14 protein-coding genes and 2 tRNA genes are annotated in these 13838 nt (G+C 69.7%); 9 read left to right on the forward strand and 7 right to left on the reverse strand.

Annotated features, from left to right (window positions below):
* Window positions 1-460 precede the first annotated feature (460 nt).
* Window positions 461-1636 carry a tRNA 2-thiouridine(34) synthase MnmA gene (gene mnmA / locus EUC46_RS08800; protein WP_128773841.1) on the reverse strand — a complete coding sequence of 392 codons (1176 nt, stop codon included), beginning with the start codon at window positions 1634-1636 and terminating at the stop codon, window positions 461-463.
* Between the two features lie 136 nt (window positions 1637-1772).
* Here mnmA and EUC46_RS08805 point away from each other — a divergent pair, with 136 nt between their 5' ends.
* Window positions 1773-3071: an alpha/beta fold hydrolase gene (locus EUC46_RS08805; protein ID WP_128773799.1), complete on the forward strand. Its 1299-nt coding sequence runs from the start codon at window positions 1773-1775 to the stop codon at window positions 3069-3071.
* Between the two features lie 186 nt (window positions 3072-3257).
* On the opposite strand, the gene epsC is transcribed toward EUC46_RS08805, so the two are convergent.
* From epsC to EUC46_RS08820, 3 genes are all read right to left on the reverse strand, one after another.
* Window positions 3258-3833: a serine O-acetyltransferase EpsC gene (gene epsC, locus EUC46_RS08810; protein ID WP_128773800.1), complete on the reverse strand. Its 576-nt coding sequence runs from the start codon at window positions 3831-3833 to the stop codon at window positions 3258-3260.
* 113 nt (window positions 3834-3946) lie between these two features.
* Window positions 3947-4876 (reverse strand): cysteine synthase A, encoded by a 930-nt coding sequence (gene cysK, locus EUC46_RS08815; RefSeq protein WP_128773801.1) that lies wholly within the window; start codon window positions 4874-4876, stop codon window positions 3947-3949.
* A 358-nt stretch (window positions 4877-5234) separates the two neighbouring features.
* Window positions 5235-5915, reverse strand: coding sequence for an IMPACT family protein (locus tag EUC46_RS08820; RefSeq protein WP_128773802.1), 681 nt, complete (start codon window positions 5913-5915; stop codon window positions 5235-5237).
* Window positions 5916-6197: 282 nt separating this feature from the next.
* On the opposite strand from EUC46_RS08820, the gene rpmF reads away from it, so the two are divergent.
* From rpmF to EUC46_RS08860, 8 genes are all read left to right on the forward strand, one after another.
* Entirely contained in the window at window positions 6198-6362 is a 165-nt protein-coding gene (gene rpmF / locus EUC46_RS08825) for a 50S ribosomal protein L32 (protein ID WP_128773803.1), read from the forward strand.
* 36 nt (window positions 6363-6398) lie between these two features.
* Window positions 6399-6472: transfer RNA gene (locus EUC46_RS08830), tRNA-Gly, on the forward strand.
* Window positions 6473-6515: 43 nt separating this feature from the next.
* Window positions 6516-6592 (forward strand) — tRNA-Pro (locus EUC46_RS08835).
* Between the two features lie 228 nt (window positions 6593-6820).
* A complete protein-coding gene (tig, locus tag EUC46_RS08840) occupies window positions 6821-8218 on the forward strand; it encodes a trigger factor (RefSeq protein WP_128773804.1) in 1398 nt (465 codons plus the stop codon).
* A 170-nt stretch (window positions 8219-8388) separates the two neighbouring features.
* Window positions 8389-9036, forward strand: a complete 648-nt coding sequence (locus EUC46_RS08845) for a TetR/AcrR family transcriptional regulator (protein WP_241655504.1) — start codon at window positions 8389-8391, stop codon at window positions 9034-9036.
* On the forward strand, window positions 9033-9887 hold the full coding sequence (locus tag EUC46_RS08850) for an ABC transporter ATP-binding protein (protein ID WP_128773806.1): 855 nt from the start codon (window positions 9033-9035) through the stop codon (window positions 9885-9887). Before EUC46_RS08845 ends, EUC46_RS08850 begins: the two co-directional genes overlap by 4 nt.
* A complete protein-coding gene (locus tag EUC46_RS08855; protein ID WP_128773807.1) occupies window positions 9884-10609 on the forward strand; it encodes a fluoroquinolone export ABC transporter permease subunit in 726 nt (241 codons plus the stop codon). The genes EUC46_RS08850 and EUC46_RS08855 overlap by 4 nt, the downstream gene beginning before the upstream one ends.
* Before the next feature lie 59 nt (window positions 10610-10668).
* Window positions 10669-11340: an ABC transporter gene (locus EUC46_RS08860; protein ID WP_241655505.1), complete on the forward strand. Its 672-nt coding sequence runs from the start codon at window positions 10669-10671 to the stop codon at window positions 11338-11340.
* A 202-nt stretch (window positions 11341-11542) separates the two neighbouring features.
* Here the strand turns inward: EUC46_RS08860 and EUC46_RS08865 are convergent, their stop codons facing one another.
* From EUC46_RS08865 to EUC46_RS08875, 3 genes are all read right to left on the reverse strand, one after another.
* Window positions 11543-11884: a cupin domain-containing protein gene (locus tag EUC46_RS08865; protein WP_128773809.1), complete on the reverse strand. Its 342-nt coding sequence runs from the start codon at window positions 11882-11884 to the stop codon at window positions 11543-11545.
* Window positions 11885-11957: 73 nt separating this feature from the next.
* On the reverse strand, window positions 11958-12728 hold the full coding sequence (locus EUC46_RS08870; RefSeq protein WP_128773810.1) for an ABC transporter permease: 771 nt from the start codon (window positions 12726-12728) through the stop codon (window positions 11958-11960).
* Window positions 12728-13762, reverse strand: coding sequence for an ABC transporter substrate-binding protein (locus EUC46_RS08875; RefSeq protein ID WP_128773811.1), 1035 nt, complete (start codon window positions 13760-13762; stop codon window positions 12728-12730). Before EUC46_RS08875 ends, EUC46_RS08870 begins: the two co-directional genes overlap by 1 nt.
* Between the last annotated feature and the right edge of the window lie 76 nt (window positions 13763-13838).

Raw genomic sequence — 13838 nt, forward strand, 5'->3', positions numbered from 1 at the left:
TTCTACAACCACGACCGCCGACACAGCACAGCCGACATGCAGAGCCCCATCGACTACGAGACCAACACGGCCCAGGGCCTGCCCAAAACCGCATAAGGAAGCCCTCCACGATTCGGGGGGAACCACACTCCGTATTGGCCACCCCCTGGGAGGCCAGCAGCACAATCCGCGCCCGCCGCACATAACCGGCAGGCATCGTCGAAGAACGCAACCAACGCCCAAGCTCCTCACCATCACCATCACGAAGCACAAGACCAGGAGCACCAGGATGAGCCATACCCACATACTCCCAAACACCCAACCGTCTAGACACTAACGACACGCGACACTAGGAGTGGGCACAGTGATCACCGCCCCGATTCTGACTGCGTTCTTGACCTGGTGGGCAGTGCGGGCCATTGAGCGCCACACCTGCCTGCGCTGAGGCCACCGGCCATTAACCGGGGCGGCCCTGCGGCATTCACATGCCGTTTGCCGGGGGCCGCGCCGGGCCGGCCACAGTCGCCTGGGCCAGGACCTGGACGCCGTCGCGCCCGCCGTAGACGACGATGCTCTGGCCCGCCGCCAGGCCCCGCAGGGGCTGGGCCAGGTCCGCGTGCAACCTCCCCGCCGCCGGGTCGACCACCACGCGCGCCGGCACCGTGCGGCCGTGGGCCCGCACCTGCACACTCACGTTCTCCCAGCCCAGGGGGCCGGAGTCGGCGGGGTAGGGGCCGGCGGCGTTAAGCGGTGCGGTGTCAGACAGGAGGACCAGTCCATCCCCGTCCACGCTGCGCCTGCTCAGCAGCTCTGCGGGGCCCACGACGACCTCGTTGGTCTCCGGACGGGTCTCAATGACGTAGCGCGGACGGCCGTCAGGGGCGGGGCGCGTCAGCCCCAGGCCCCGGCGCTGCCCCACAGTGAACCCGTAGTAGCCGTTATGAGAGCCCAGCACCTCGCCCTCGGGCGAGACCAGCGCCCCCTTGTCCGTGCCCAGAGCCCGGGTGAGGAATCCTCGCGTGTCGCCGTTGGCGACGAAGCAAATGTCGTAGGAGTCCGGCTTGTCCGCCACCGGCAGCCCCCGGTCCCGCGCCTCGGAGCGCACCTCCGCCTTCGAGGGGACCTCGCCCAGGGGGAACAGGGCCCGGGACAGGCCCTGGCGGCCGGAGACGGCCAGCACATAGGACTGGTCCTTGGCGCTGTTTCTGGCCCGGAGCAGTTCCAGGCCGGTCGCCTGCCCTGGGCATCCCGCGCTCGCCCCACCGCGCAGGCGCGCGTAGTGCCCGGTGACCACCGCGTCGAAACCCAGGGCCAGGGCGCGCTTAAGCAGGGCATCGAACTTGACTCGCTCATTGCAGCGCACACACGGGTTGGGGGTGCGTCCGGCCCGGTACTCCGCCAGGAAGTCCGACACCACCCGCTCCTCGAACTCCTGACTCAGGTCCCACACGTAGAAGGGGATCCCCAGGATCTGCGCGGCCCAGCGGGCGTCGGAGGCGTCCTCAATGGAACAGCATCCGCGCGAGCCGGTGCGGGTGGCGGCCCGGTTGCGGGTCAGCGCCATGTGCACGCCGACCATATCGTGCCCGGCGTCAAGCACCCGCGCCGCTGCCACAGCCGAATCAACGCCCCCTGACAGGGCCGCCAGCACGCGCATACACACGCACCTCCTCTCGGACAGAACGGGGCCGAGCCCCGTCGGCGGCAGGCGGGCCGCCGAGCTCACCGGGACATTGTGTCCCACCGCGAGGGCATCGTGCGCCTGTGCCTCAGGCTGTGCCTAGAGTTGCCGCGTGCCTGTCTCACCCGACCTGTTGACCAGCCCCTGGTCCCCGGCCACTGCCGGGCTGCTGACCCGCGACCACCACCTGACCGTCCCCCTGGACCGCAGCGGGAACGGGGATCGCCTCCCCGACGGTAGGGCGACCATGACCATCTACGCCCGTGAGATCGCCCTGGTCGCGGACCGCGACCCGACCGCCAAGCCACCGTTGGTCTTCCTTCAGGGCGGCCCCGGATTCGAGGCGCCCCGCCCCAGCCCCGACGCCGGTCTGGGGTGGATTGGCGCCATTTTGGAGCATCACCGTCTCATCTTGATCGACCAGCGCGGCACCGGCGCCTCCACTCCCATTGACCGCCCCGACGCCGGAGGGGACGCGGCCGGCACCGCCCGCCTGCTCACCCATCTGCGTGCTGACGAGATTGTCGAGGACTGTGAGGATCTGCGCCGCGCGTTGGGCCTGGAGCGCTGGAGCGTGCTGGGCCAGTCGTTCGGGGGCTTCTGCGTCACTCGATACCTGTCCGCCCACGCTCAGAGCCTGGAGCACGTCTATTTCACCGGCGGCCTGCCCGCCGTGGACCGGGGCATTGAGGACGTCTACGTTCTGACCTATGAGGCGATGCGCGCCAAGAGCGAGGACTTCTACGCCCGCCACCCCGCCGACCGCGACCGCATGGCCGATCTCACGGAGCGGGCTGCGCGCGGGGATCTGCTCACCCCGACGGGCAAGCCCATTAGCCCCGCCCGCCTGCGCTCCATCGGCGTCGTGCTGGGCGCCAGTGGTGGCGTCGACTCCTTGCACCACCTCCTGGAGGCCGATCCCGACTCCATGCGCTTGCGTCACGACCTGGTCGCCGCCCTGCCGTTTCAAGCCCGCAACCCGCTCTACCCCGTCCTACTCGACTCCTGCTGGGCCAATGGCGGGGTCACCGCCTGGGCGGCCGAGGGCGCCCTCCCGGCGGACTTCCACGCCGACCCCACCCTGCTCACCGGTGAGCACGTGACCCGCACTCACCTGGCCGAGGACCCGCTCCTGGCGCCCTGGCTGCCGGTGGCCCAGGCCCTGGCCGAGCACGAATGGCCCCGCCTCTACGACGAGGCCGCCCTGCGCTCGGCCCAAGTGCCCGGAGCGGCCGCCGTCTACGCGCGCGACGTCTTCGTGCCCATGAATTGCTCGCTGGCCACTGCGGCCCTCATGCCGCGTCTGCGCACCTGGGTGACCAGCGAATACGAGCACAACGGCTCGCGGGCCTCCGGCGGCGCCGTCTTCACCAGGCTGCGGGCCCTGGCCACGGGCGCGGTTATCCGCTGACCGTTCCGACCGTTTTCTGATCGTCTTCCGACCGTTTTCGGTCCCCGGTCTCGGTCTTCCCTGGTCTGCCGACCGGCCGCCGCGGAGGCGCGCGCCTCCGCGGTACCCCGGCGATGCGCGCCGGGGCGCACACGTCGAGGACTCAGATGTAAATCTGATAAATCAGATAAATGGGTGTCAATGGGCTCAGATGTAGATGGTGGGATCGAGCATGAGCTCGGGGTCGGTCTTGGGGTCGCGCACCCGACTGGGGACCCCTACGGCCACATGACCCTGAGGCACATTCTTAATCAGCACCGCATTGGCCCCGATCTTCGCCCCGTCCTGCACCGTGACCGGGCCCAGCACCTTGGCCCCGGCCCCGATCTGCACATTGTTGCCAATGGTGGGGTGGCGCTTGCCCGGATTCATGGAAACCCCGCCCAGGGTGACGCCGTGGAACATGAGGACGTCGTCGCCGACCTCAGCGGTCTCCCCAATGACCACGCCCATGCCGTGGTCGATGAAGAAACGCTCTCCAATAACCGCCGCGGGATGGATTTCAATGCCGGTGGCATTGCGGGCGGCCTGGGACAGGGCCCGGGCGGCGAAGCGGTGCCCCTTGCGCCATAGGCGGTGGGCGGCGCGGTGAGCCCACAGGGCGTGCACCCCCGGGTACAGCAGGGCCACCTCGAAGCTCGAGCGTGCGGCGGGGTCGCGCCTGCGGGCCGTGGCCAGGTCCTCACGGGCCAAATCGAGGAAGGACCGGTGCGAGTTGTGCATGGTGCTCCTGTCAGGAGAGTCGTCACGGGCGCCGCGCCGGCGGCCCCCGAGGGACAACGCCGCCGGCGGCGCCGGTGTTCCCGGGCGCCGCCGACAGCCGGCCGACTCATGACTCAGTTGAGGTAGTCGGCGTACAACGGGGTGGACAGGTAGCGCTCGCCGGTGTCCGGGAGCACGGTGACAATGGTCGTGCCGGCCAGCTCGGGGCGCTTGGCCAACTGCGCGGCGGCCACGAGGGCCGCACCCGAGGAGATGCCCACCAGCAGGCCCTCCTCGGCGGCGGCACGACGGGCGTAAACCAGGGCGTCGTCGGAGCGGACGTGCAACAACTCGTCCCAGATGCCCTGGTCCAGGACGTCAGGGATCACATTGGGGCCCAGTCCCTGGATCTTGTGGGGGGCGGCGTGGCCCTCACTGAGCAGCGGGGACTCGGCGGGCTCCACGCCGAAGATCTTAATGCCGGGCACCTCCTGACGCAGTACGTGCCCGACGCCAGTCAGCGTGCCGCCGGTGCCGATACCGGCCACGAAAACGTCGATCTTGCCCTCGGTGGCCTCCAGGATCTCCCTGGCCGTGGTCTCGCGGTGGATCTTGGGGTTGGCGGGGTTGGAGAACTGGGAGGCCAGGATCGAGTTAGGGGTGATCGCCTGAATCTCTTCGGCGCGCTTGACCGCCCCGGCCACGCCGCCCTCGGTGGTCAGAACCAGGTCGGCGCCGAAGGCGCGCATAATGGCCCGGCGCTCCTTAGACATGGTCTCCGGCATGGTGATGACGACCCGGTAGCCCAGGGCGGCGCCGACCATGGCCAGGCCGACCCCGGTGTTACCGCTGGTCGCCTCGATAATGGTGCCCCCCGGCTGGAGCGCCCCGGAGGCCTCGGCGGCGCGCACGATCGACAGGGCGATGCGGTCCTTGACGCTGCCGGCGGGCTCGAAACCCTCGAGTTTGGCCAAGACGGTGGCCGGTGCTCCGTCGGTGACGCGGTTAATGCGCACCAGGGGGGTGGAGCCGACAAGGTCAGTGATGTTGGAGGCGAAAGCCATGGTGGTTCCTTATGGTTGTTGGGTCCCTCGTCCATGAAGCTCCGGGAAACGGGGTGCGGCATGGAGGCGTTGAGGGGGCGGGCGTGTGCCGGTGACGGTTCGCCGCCGTCGGGTACGGGTCGGCGGGGCGTGCGCCCCAGGCGCCGGGCATGCGCGTGGCGAGACGCGCACAGTGTCATGGCCGGGCGCCCTATTGACACATGCAGCAGGAAAGGGGCATCGCGCACATGACGGTGGTCATGGGGTCCTCCTCTCCCGGGCTGCGGGCCCATCCCGGGAACCGCAATGAGCGGACCATACCGCTGCCCGTGGCGCCGCCGTCAAGTCCAGTCCACCAGCCAGTCCACTTAGGCGGCTCTCAGAGCGGACGTTCCACTACTCGGCTCCCGGCCGGCTCAGGGGTCACCCGCCCCTGAGTCAGGGAGGCCAGCAGCTCTCCCAAGGGTCGAGGGTCGGGGGAGTTCGTGGATACGACGACGACGGCGTGGGTGGAGCCCCAGCGCGTCTCCTCCACGGTGAGTCCGCCGACCGAGCCGACCGATTCGGGGTGCCCCCTGGTCGCACCCGGGTTCCGCAGCCCCGCTTCCAATCGTCCGGCCTGAGACACTGGCGTGCGCAGTTCCCACAGGTGGCGGCGCTCCAGGCGCACCCGGGTGGCCGCGGCCAGGGCCTGGGCGGTGGCCTGGGAGTAGGCGCGCACCAGGCCGCCGGTGCCCAGGAGGGTGCCCCCGAAGTAGCGGGTCACCACCACGGTCGTATTGGTCAGGCCCGTGCCGCGCAGCACCTCCAGCATGGGCTGGCCGGCGGTGCCCGAGGGCTCGCCGTCGTCGTTGGAGCGTTCGACCGGCCGGGCTCCGGGGGCGTCCACCACGAAGGCCGAGCAGTGGTGGCGCGCGTCGGGGCGGGCGGCGCGGATGCGGGCAATGAAGGCGCGGGCGGCCTCCTCGTCGTCGGTGCGCTCGGCGCGCCCCAGGAAGTGGGAGCGCTTGACCTCCAGGTCGACCTGTGGCTGCTCGCCGCGCGAGAGGGTCAGTGGCATAGCCGTATGGTTTCATGCCCCTGGTGTTCGGTGAGGCGCCTCGAGCGGAAACTGGTTCTCCGCCTCCGAATTCCCGCCCCGGGGGCCCGGCGGTTCCCGCCCCGGGGGCCCGGCGGGGAGCCGAGGCCCGGTCAGCCCGGCGGGGGCTCTCAACGGGAGCGATGTCACACGGTAGGGGCTGGCTCTGGGCTGGTAGCGACTCGCGTCAAGTCGTTATGGTGTCCCTTGGTCCAGTTTTCGACGGATCGCTAGATCCCCTAGACGCTTGAGAGGAGCGGGTCCATGGCAGTGCCGAAGCGGAAGATGTCCCGCAGCAACACCCGTACCCGCCGTTCGCAGTGGAAGGCCCAGCTCACCGAGCTCAACACCGTCCGCGTGGCGGGCCGCGAGATCACCGTGCCCCGCCGCCTGGTGAAGGCGTACAAGACTGGCCTGATCGAGCCCTGAGGGCGTCCTCCCGGGCGGCGACTGCCGCCTGATCGCGCGGGTGTAGCTCAATGGTAGAGCCTCTGCCTTCCAAGCAGATTGCGCGGGTTCGATTCCCGTCACCCGCTCCACGGGTCGGGTAGGGGCTGCGTCGGCAGCCCCTACCCACTCTCACGGGCTGTGGCGCAGTTTGGTAGCGCACCTGCTTTGGGAGCAGGGGGCCGCGGGTTCAAATCCCGCCAGCCCGACCATTGAAGCTGCACGCCGAATCGACGTTAGCCCATGTCATGGATGCTCCATGGCGTGGGTTTTCTCGAGCCCGGCGCCAGGCGGCGCCTGTGGCCAGGGTCATCGACCATGCCCCGGTCGTGCTTTCACTGCGCCGGGGGCGGTGCCCTAAGATGACACGGATTGACGCCGCACAAGGCGTCCACCGCGCAGCCGGTGCCACCTGTACCCCAGTTTCGGAGTAGACACTCGTGAAGAGCACTGTCGAGAACCTTGACCCCACGCGCATCAAGCTGACCGTGGAGGTCCCCTACGAGGAGCTCAAGCCCAGCCTCGACGCCGCCTACAAGGAGATCGGCTCCCAGATCCAGGTGCCCGGCTTCCGTCGCGGCCACGTCCCCGCCCGGGTCATTGACCAGCGGGTGGGGCGCGCCTCCGTCATCCAGGAGGCCGTCAACAACGCCCTGCCCGATATCTACCGCGACGCCATGACCCGGGCCGAGCGCGTCCCCATGCTTCAGCCCGAACTCGAGATCACCGAGCTGCCCAATGTCTCCGGCCCCCAGGGCGGCCAACTCGTCTTCACTGCCGAGGCCACCGTCCGCCCGGTCTTCGATCTGCCCGCGCTGGCCGACGCCGAGATCACGGTCGACACCATCGAGGTCGCCGACGAGGATGTGGACGCCGAGCTCGACTCCCTGCGCGCCCGCTTCGGCTTCCTGCGATCCGTGGCCCGCGAGGCCCGGACCGGCGACTTCGTCACCATTGACCTCAAGGCCGTCATCGACGGGGAGGAGGTCGACTCCGTGGCCGGTGTCTCCTACGAGATCGGCAAGGGCAACATGCTCCCGGGTCTGGACGACGCCCTGAGCGGACTCAAGGCCGAGGAGTCCACCACCTTCACCACCGAGCTGGCCGGGGGCGAGCACGCCGGCGAGCAGGCCGAGGTCACCGTCACCGCCACCGCCGTCAAGGAGCGGGAGCTGCCCGAGGCTGACGACGAGTTCGCCCAGATGGCCTCCGAGTTCGATTCGGTTGACGAACTGCGCGATGACCTCAAGGGACAGGTCGCCAGCCGCAAGGCCGGCGACCAGGCCGTCGCCGCCCGTGACGCCCTCCTGGAATGGCTGCACGCCGAGGTCTCCTTCGATGTCCCCGCGGCAGTCGTTGACGTCGAGGTCAAGCAGCACCTCACCGCTGAGGGCAAGGAGGAGGACGACGCCCACGGTGAGGAGATCCGTGAGAAGGTCGTCGGTTCTGTGCGCGAGCAGATCCTCCTGGATGCTCTGGCTGAGGCCCTCCAGGTCGAGGTCACCCAGGATGAGGTCTTCCAGTTCCTCGTCCAGACCGCCCAGCAGTACGGCATGGAGCCGGCCGAGTTCATGCAGGGCGCCCAGAAGGCCGGCCAGATCCCGGCCTTCGTCTCCGAGATCGCCCGCAATAAGTCCCTGGCCCTGGCCCTGCGCCAGGTCAGTGTCAAGGACTCCGCCGGCCAGGCCGTCGACCTCACCGAGTTCATTGGCTCAGATGAGCTCGACGCCCAGAACCTCGTCACCGAGGTTGAGCATGTCGCCGACCCGACTGACGCCGAGGACTCCGCCTTCTCGCCATCCTCCGCCTCCTCGGCCTCTGCTGACTCGGCGCAGTGAGAGCGGTGAGATAACCCTCTTCAGCACCGACCCGCACGGGCCCCGCACCGGTTTACCGGTGCGGGGCCCCGTTTTGTCGCGCCCTCATCTCGTGGTCTTGTGCACGGCGCCGCCCCGCCCTAGTATGTGACTGACCAGTCATATGACTGAGCAGTCACATGGAGGCGGCAATGCCCAAACAGACGTTCTTCAACCTCTCCGGGCGCAAGCGCACTCGGCTCATGGACGCCCTCAAAGCCGAGTTCGCCGCCCACCCCTACTCGCGGGCCTCCGTCGAGCGCGTCACGGTCGCTGCGGGAGTCTCCAAGGGGAGCTTCTACCAGTACTTCGAGGACAAGCAGGACGCCTACACCTACCTGGTCACTGAGCTCATGAGCAGCCGCATTGACGTGGTCGGCGCCCCAGTGCCCCAGGAGTCCTTCCGCGACGTGCTCCTGGCTCAGATCGGGGCTTCTCGCGACTTCCAGGCGCGCGACCCCCTGGGGTGGGCGGTACTTTCCCGCTCCTACGCCGAGGACGCCTCCATGGCGCTCGCCTCCCGGGCGCCCCTGGCCGACGAGGTCCGCGCCTGGGCCGTCGTCGCCATTACCGCCGGACAGGCCGAGGGCTCCCTGCGCGACGACGTCGACCCCCGCACCGCCGCGTGGCTGGTCGAGCGCGCGCTCATGGGCCTGCCGGAGCACCTCATGTCCCGCTTCCCAATCGACGTCGCCGCCGCGGCGTCCCGGGGCAGCGCCATGAATCGACCGGAGATAGCGCAAGTCGCTCGGGAGGTGGTCGACATGCTTGTCGCTGCCCTGGCCCCGAGGCGGCCATGAGCGCGCCGGCGCTGCGCCTGCGCGCACTGGGGTTCACCTACCAGGGGGCCGCCGCCCCCGCCCTTGACCGCGTCAGTCTGGAGCTTCCCACTGGCGGGGTTCTGGGCCTGCTCGGGCCCAGCGGCGCCGGAAAATCCACTCTTCAGCGCGTTCTCACCGGACTTCTACCGGGCTATCGAGGCTCCGCCCAGGTTCTGGGCGCAGAGGTGTCGGCGTGGGGGCGCGCGCTCTATGAGCGCATTGGGGTGAGCTTCGAGACCCCCATCTCCTTCGGGCGGCTCACCCTGCGGGAGAACCTCCGCTACTTCGCCGCCATGTACACCCGCCCCACCCGCGATCCCGACGAACTGCTGGAGGCCGTAGGACTCGAGGACGACGCAGACACCCTCGGAGCCCATATGAGCAAGGGCATGGGGGTGCGCCTCAACCTCGCCAGGGCCCTGCTGTCCGACCCCGAGCTCCTCTTCCTCGACGAGCCCACCTCCGGGCTCGATCCGGCCCGGGTTGCCCAGGTCGAGGCGATTATTGGACACCAGCGCCGGCGTGGCCGAAGCGTCGTGGTGACGACCCACGACATGGTCCTGGCCCAGCGGGCCTGCGACCGCATTGGCTTCATCGTCGACGGGCGCCTGCTGGAGACCGGTGAGCCCGACGCCATGCGGCGCCGCCATGGCGCCCCGGAAGTCTTAGTGACCTGGGAGGGCGGTGGCGCCCGCTTCCCCCTGGACGGACTCGCCGACGACGAGGATTTCCGCACCGCGCTGCGCACCCACCGGATCCAGTCCATCCACAGCCAGGAGGCCGACCTGGCCGCCGTATTCCTGGCCGTCACTGGTCGGAGCCTGCAATGATCCCCGCCCTCAGGCGCACGGGCGCCACCCTGCGGCTCAACATAGGGCGCCAGGCCAGGGGAGGGTTTTGGCTGGTCGCCCTGGCAGTGGGGGTGCTCAACGCCGCACTCATTCGGGCCCTGCCCCAAGGACCGGGCCCGTGGTGGCCCGTCATAATCCTGGCCGAATTGGCGGTGACCGGTTATTACTTCGCCGCCGTCCAGGTCCTGCTCGAGCAGGCGGAAGGGACCCTGGCGGCGCGCGCGGTCACGCCCATACGGCCGGCGGAGTACCTGGTCGCCCTGGTTGTCTCCCTGGTGGGCCTGGCGCTGGCGGAATCCGTGGCGCTGGTGCTCATTGGGCACGCCGGCGGCGTGCAGTGGGCCGCGCTGGCCGCCGGCGTCACCTTCCTGTCGGGCCTCTACGTGCTCTACGGAGTCATTGCGGTGGCCGAATACGACTCCATAGGCGGTTTCCTGCTGCCATCGGGGGTGTGGACACTAGTGCTCATTGTCCCCGCCCTGCCGCTCCTGGGACTGCCGGGCGGGTGGTGGCTCTGGCTCCACCCGCTTCAGGGCGCCTTCACACTCATCCAACTCGGCTTCGGCCAGGCGCGCCCGCAGGCGGCCCTGCCCGCGACGCTGGCCGCAAGCGCCTGGCTCTGCGGAGTTCTGGTGCTGGCGCGCCACCGGCTCGCCGGCATTGCGGCCGGGTCTCGAGGACGCTCATGGCATCGCCCGTGATCGTGGCTCTGGTCGACGCTGACCGTCGCCGACTCTCGCGCGACGGCCTCCTTGCGTGGATGTCAGCACTTCCGCTGGTCATGGCGGCCGCCGCCCGGACCGGCCTGCCGCAGTTGGCCGCAGCGCTGGGACGACGCGGCATCGACATCGGGCCCTGGCTCCCACGGGTGCAGGCCCTGGCCTTCGCCGTCGTCGTCCCACTCATGATCGGCGTGGTCGTGGGCTTTATGCTCCTGGAGGAGAAGCAGGACCGGGTATGGCAGGCCCTGGCGGTCACTCGGGTGTCTTTGCGGCGCTACCTGGCGTGGCGGGCGGTGACCTGCCTTGGAGTGGCGGTGGTGGTGACCCTGGCCGGCCTCCTTGTCGGCGGGCCCACCGGACTGACCGCGGCGCAGAAGGCCTGCCTGGCCCTGGGGGCAGCGCCCCTGGCGGGAATGGCGGCCTTGGCGCTGGCCGCGTGGACGCGCAACACCATCGAAGGATTCGCGGTGGTCAAACTGGCTTTCGCGATCCTGGTCCTGCCCGTTGCCGCGCCTGTGATGGGATCCCCCTGGCGGGAACTGCTCGCCCTTCTGCCCAGCTGGTGGGTCCTCCGGGCAGCGGAGGCCATGCAGGCGGGTGAGGGCTGGCAGCTGCTCGTCATCGGCGCCATGAGCGTCAACCTGGTGCTCATGGGGGCGGCGGCAGCCACCGCGGTGCGAGTCGGGGCACCAATCGGCGCCACTGCTTAGAACAGGCTCCAGCCCCCGGGCTCCTGGGGCGACCGGGTCCCGCCGCGCGGGGGCATGGTGACTGGGTCGCCCCTGCCCCCGGGCGCCTGGGGCGGCCGGGTCCCGGCGCGGGATCACCGGCCGCCCGACTCCCCTCCCGGCGCCCCCGGGAGAGGGTGACAACCCCGATGAATCTTAATGAATGCGGGGGCGGGTCGGGCCCTCAGCCCTGGCCGACCTCCACCAGGACCAGCTGCATGCGGCAGGCGGTGACGGCCTTCAGGGCGTGGCGCGCACCAGGAGCGAGGTAGATGACGTCGCCGGCCTTCATGCGCTCGGTGCGCTGACCGACGGAGAAGTCCATCTCACCCTCCAGAAGGGTGACGACCACGGCCTTGGTCGAGGCGTGCTCGGTGAGGAGCTGACCGGCGTCAAAGGTGAAGACGACGGTGCGCAGCACCTCGTTGTTGACCACGACGCGGGAGGTGGTGGCCTCCTCGCTCACCGGCAGGGCCTCGTTCAGGCCCAGACGGAAGAGGGACTCGGTGACAGGTGTCGTAGTCATGAGTGATTCCTTTCGATGGCGTACTCGTGTTTCATATGTGTTACAGATTGTCAGGTGTGTTCCGGGACTGACTCTATCGCCAGGGGCGGGCCAGTCGACGCCGCAGCGGTCCCAGGACGCACAGCTCCAGGACAAGTGTGAGCGCCGCCATGACCACGGACAGGGCGAACACGTCGTCGGTGTCCAGGTTGGTGCGCGCCCGCTGGACCATGGCGCCCAGGCCCGTTGTCGTGCTCAGCAGCTCGGACATGACGGTGACCCGCACGCTCTGGCCCACGGCCACTGTCAGGGCCGAGAGCACCGGCGGGGCGACGGCGGGGAGGATGACTCTGCGAACGGTCCACGCCCGCCCCCTGGCGAACACCCGCGCCATCTCCAGCAGGTCGGCGTCCACGCCGGCCACGGCGTCGCGCACGGTGGTGGTCAGCAGCGGCAGGGTCACCAGTGCCACGACCAGGACCACGACCCCGGCGGTGGGACCGAGCCAGATCATGCCGACCACCACGACGACGATCGGCGGTACGGACAGGAGCACCTGCATCCAGGAGTCCAGCAGCTCGCGCAGCCACACCCAGGTGCCCATGGCCCAGCCCAGTGGTATCCCCACCAGGCACGACAGCCCCAGCCCGGTGGCGCCGCGCCCTGCGGTCAGCACAAGGGCGTCGCCCAGGCGCCCCCGGTCGACGAGGTCGACCAGCGCCTCCCAGGTGGCCCGGGGGCCGGGCAGGACGTAGGCGGGCTGGGAGCGGGCCACCAGGTGCCAGATGAGGACCGCCAGGAGGATGCCGGCCCACCACAATACGGCCGAGCGCAGCCGCTCGGTACGGGACCGCGGCTCGTGCATTAGCGCGGGTCGGCGAGGTAGAAGTCGTTCGCCGGCAGGGAGCCTCCAATAATGTCGGAGTTGAGGGTGGACAGCCTGGTGTAGTAGTCCTCCAGTTCGTCCTGGGCCGTGGCGGCGGGGACTATCTCGAGCTGGAGGCGCGGGATGACCTCCTTGACCACCGGCACCGGTACGTCGTTGGCCTCCGAGATCGCCTGCACCGTCGCATCGGGCACGGCGTTCACGTCGGCCACGGCGGCCTCCAGCTCGTTCAGGACGGCGCCCACGAGCTCGGGGTGGGAGTCGGTGAGCGTCTGCGGCATGACCAGGCCCGCCATGGGGAAGCGGGCCTTGCCGCCGGTGACCTCGGCCCACAGCTCCTGAAGGTTGACCGTGCGCTCCAGGGTGCTGCCCTGCTGCTCGGCCTTGGCCAGGCAGGCGCTCGCGGCGTGCTCGGGCAGCACGGCGTACTCGACCTCCCCGGTCAGCATGGCGTTGAGCGCCTCCTGGCCCTCGGTGTAGGACCTGATGCTCAGGTCGGTGTCGGCGTTCCAGCCCTTCTGCCCGATCAGGTACCGGAAGATCAGGTCAGGCGTGTTGTTCGGCATGGGTACGCCCACGGTCGCGCCGCGCAGCGCCTCCAGGCCCTGGGCGGAGGAGTCGGCGGGGCCGACGATGTAGAGCATGCCCCACACCTGTATGGCGATCAGGCGCAGTGGCACGCCCTTGGTGAACAGGTTCGCCGCCGCGTAGGAGGGGGTCGCCGCCAGGTCCGTCTCGCCGTTGACGAGCAGGGACTTGAGTACGTCGGCGCTGGCCCAGGTGTCCTTCTTGACCTGCCCTACGAGGGCGTCGAGGTTGCCGTAGGTGCCGAAGGAGGTCATGGGGGCGGCGTAGGCCAGGGTGGTGGGGGTGTGCACGCGCAGGACGTCGAGGACCGTGGCCCCCGACCCCGAGGGCTGCGAGGTGTTGGCGGAGTCGGACGAGCAGGCGCTCAGGGCCCCCGGTGCCAGGAGGCCGAGCCCGGCCAGAGTCAGGAGGGAACGGCGCTTCATGGTGTGATTCCTTTCGCGGAGTTCGTACAGGTGGTGCGGTGGTGGCTGAGGCCCTGGGCGGCCGGGACCGCGGGAA

Source organism: Actinomyces oricola, assembly GCF_004104015.1.
Taxonomy (GTDB): domain Bacteria; phylum Actinomycetota; class Actinomycetes; order Actinomycetales; family Actinomycetaceae; genus Actinomyces; species Actinomyces oricola.

What these genes read in the sequence shown, in the direction of transcription:
- mnmA (WP_128773841.1), bottom strand. Translation starts at nt 1,636, where the DNA reads ATGCGCGTGCTGGCGGCCCTGTCAGGGGGCGTTGATTCGGCTGTGGCA.
- epsC (WP_128773800.1), bottom strand. Translation starts at nt 3,833, where the DNA reads ATGCACAACTCGCACCGGTCCTTCCTCGATTTGGCCCGTGAGGACCTG.
- cysK (WP_128773801.1), bottom strand. Translation starts at nt 4,876, where the DNA reads ATGGCTTTCGCCTCCAACATCACTGACCTTGTCGGCTCCACCCCCCTG.
- EUC46_RS08820 (WP_128773802.1), bottom strand. Translation starts at nt 5,915, where the DNA reads ATGCCACTGACCCTCTCGCGCGGCGAGCAGCCACAGGTCGACCTGGAG.
- rpmF (WP_128773803.1), top strand. Translation starts at nt 6,198, where the DNA reads ATGGCAGTGCCGAAGCGGAAGATGTCCCGCAGCAACACCCGTACCCGC.
- EUC46_RS08845 (WP_241655504.1), top strand. Translation starts at nt 8,389, where the DNA reads ATGCCCAAACAGACGTTCTTCAACCTCTCCGGGCGCAAGCGCACTCGG.
- EUC46_RS08850 (WP_128773806.1), top strand. Translation starts at nt 9,033, where the DNA reads ATGAGCGCGCCGGCGCTGCGCCTGCGCGCACTGGGGTTCACCTACCAG.
- EUC46_RS08855 (WP_128773807.1), top strand. Translation starts at nt 9,884, where the DNA reads ATGATCCCCGCCCTCAGGCGCACGGGCGCCACCCTGCGGCTCAACATA.
- EUC46_RS08860 (WP_241655505.1), top strand. Translation starts at nt 10,669, where the DNA reads ATGTCAGCACTTCCGCTGGTCATGGCGGCCGCCGCCCGGACCGGCCTG.
- EUC46_RS08865 (WP_128773809.1), bottom strand. Translation starts at nt 11,884, where the DNA reads ATGACTACGACACCTGTCACCGAGTCCCTCTTCCGTCTGGGCCTGAAC.
- EUC46_RS08870 (WP_128773810.1), bottom strand. Translation starts at nt 12,728, where the DNA reads ATGCACGAGCCGCGGTCCCGTACCGAGCGGCTGCGCTCGGCCGTATTG.
- EUC46_RS08875 (WP_128773811.1), bottom strand. Translation starts at nt 13,762, where the DNA reads ATGAAGCGCCGTTCCCTCCTGACTCTGGCCGGGCTCGGCCTCCTGGCA.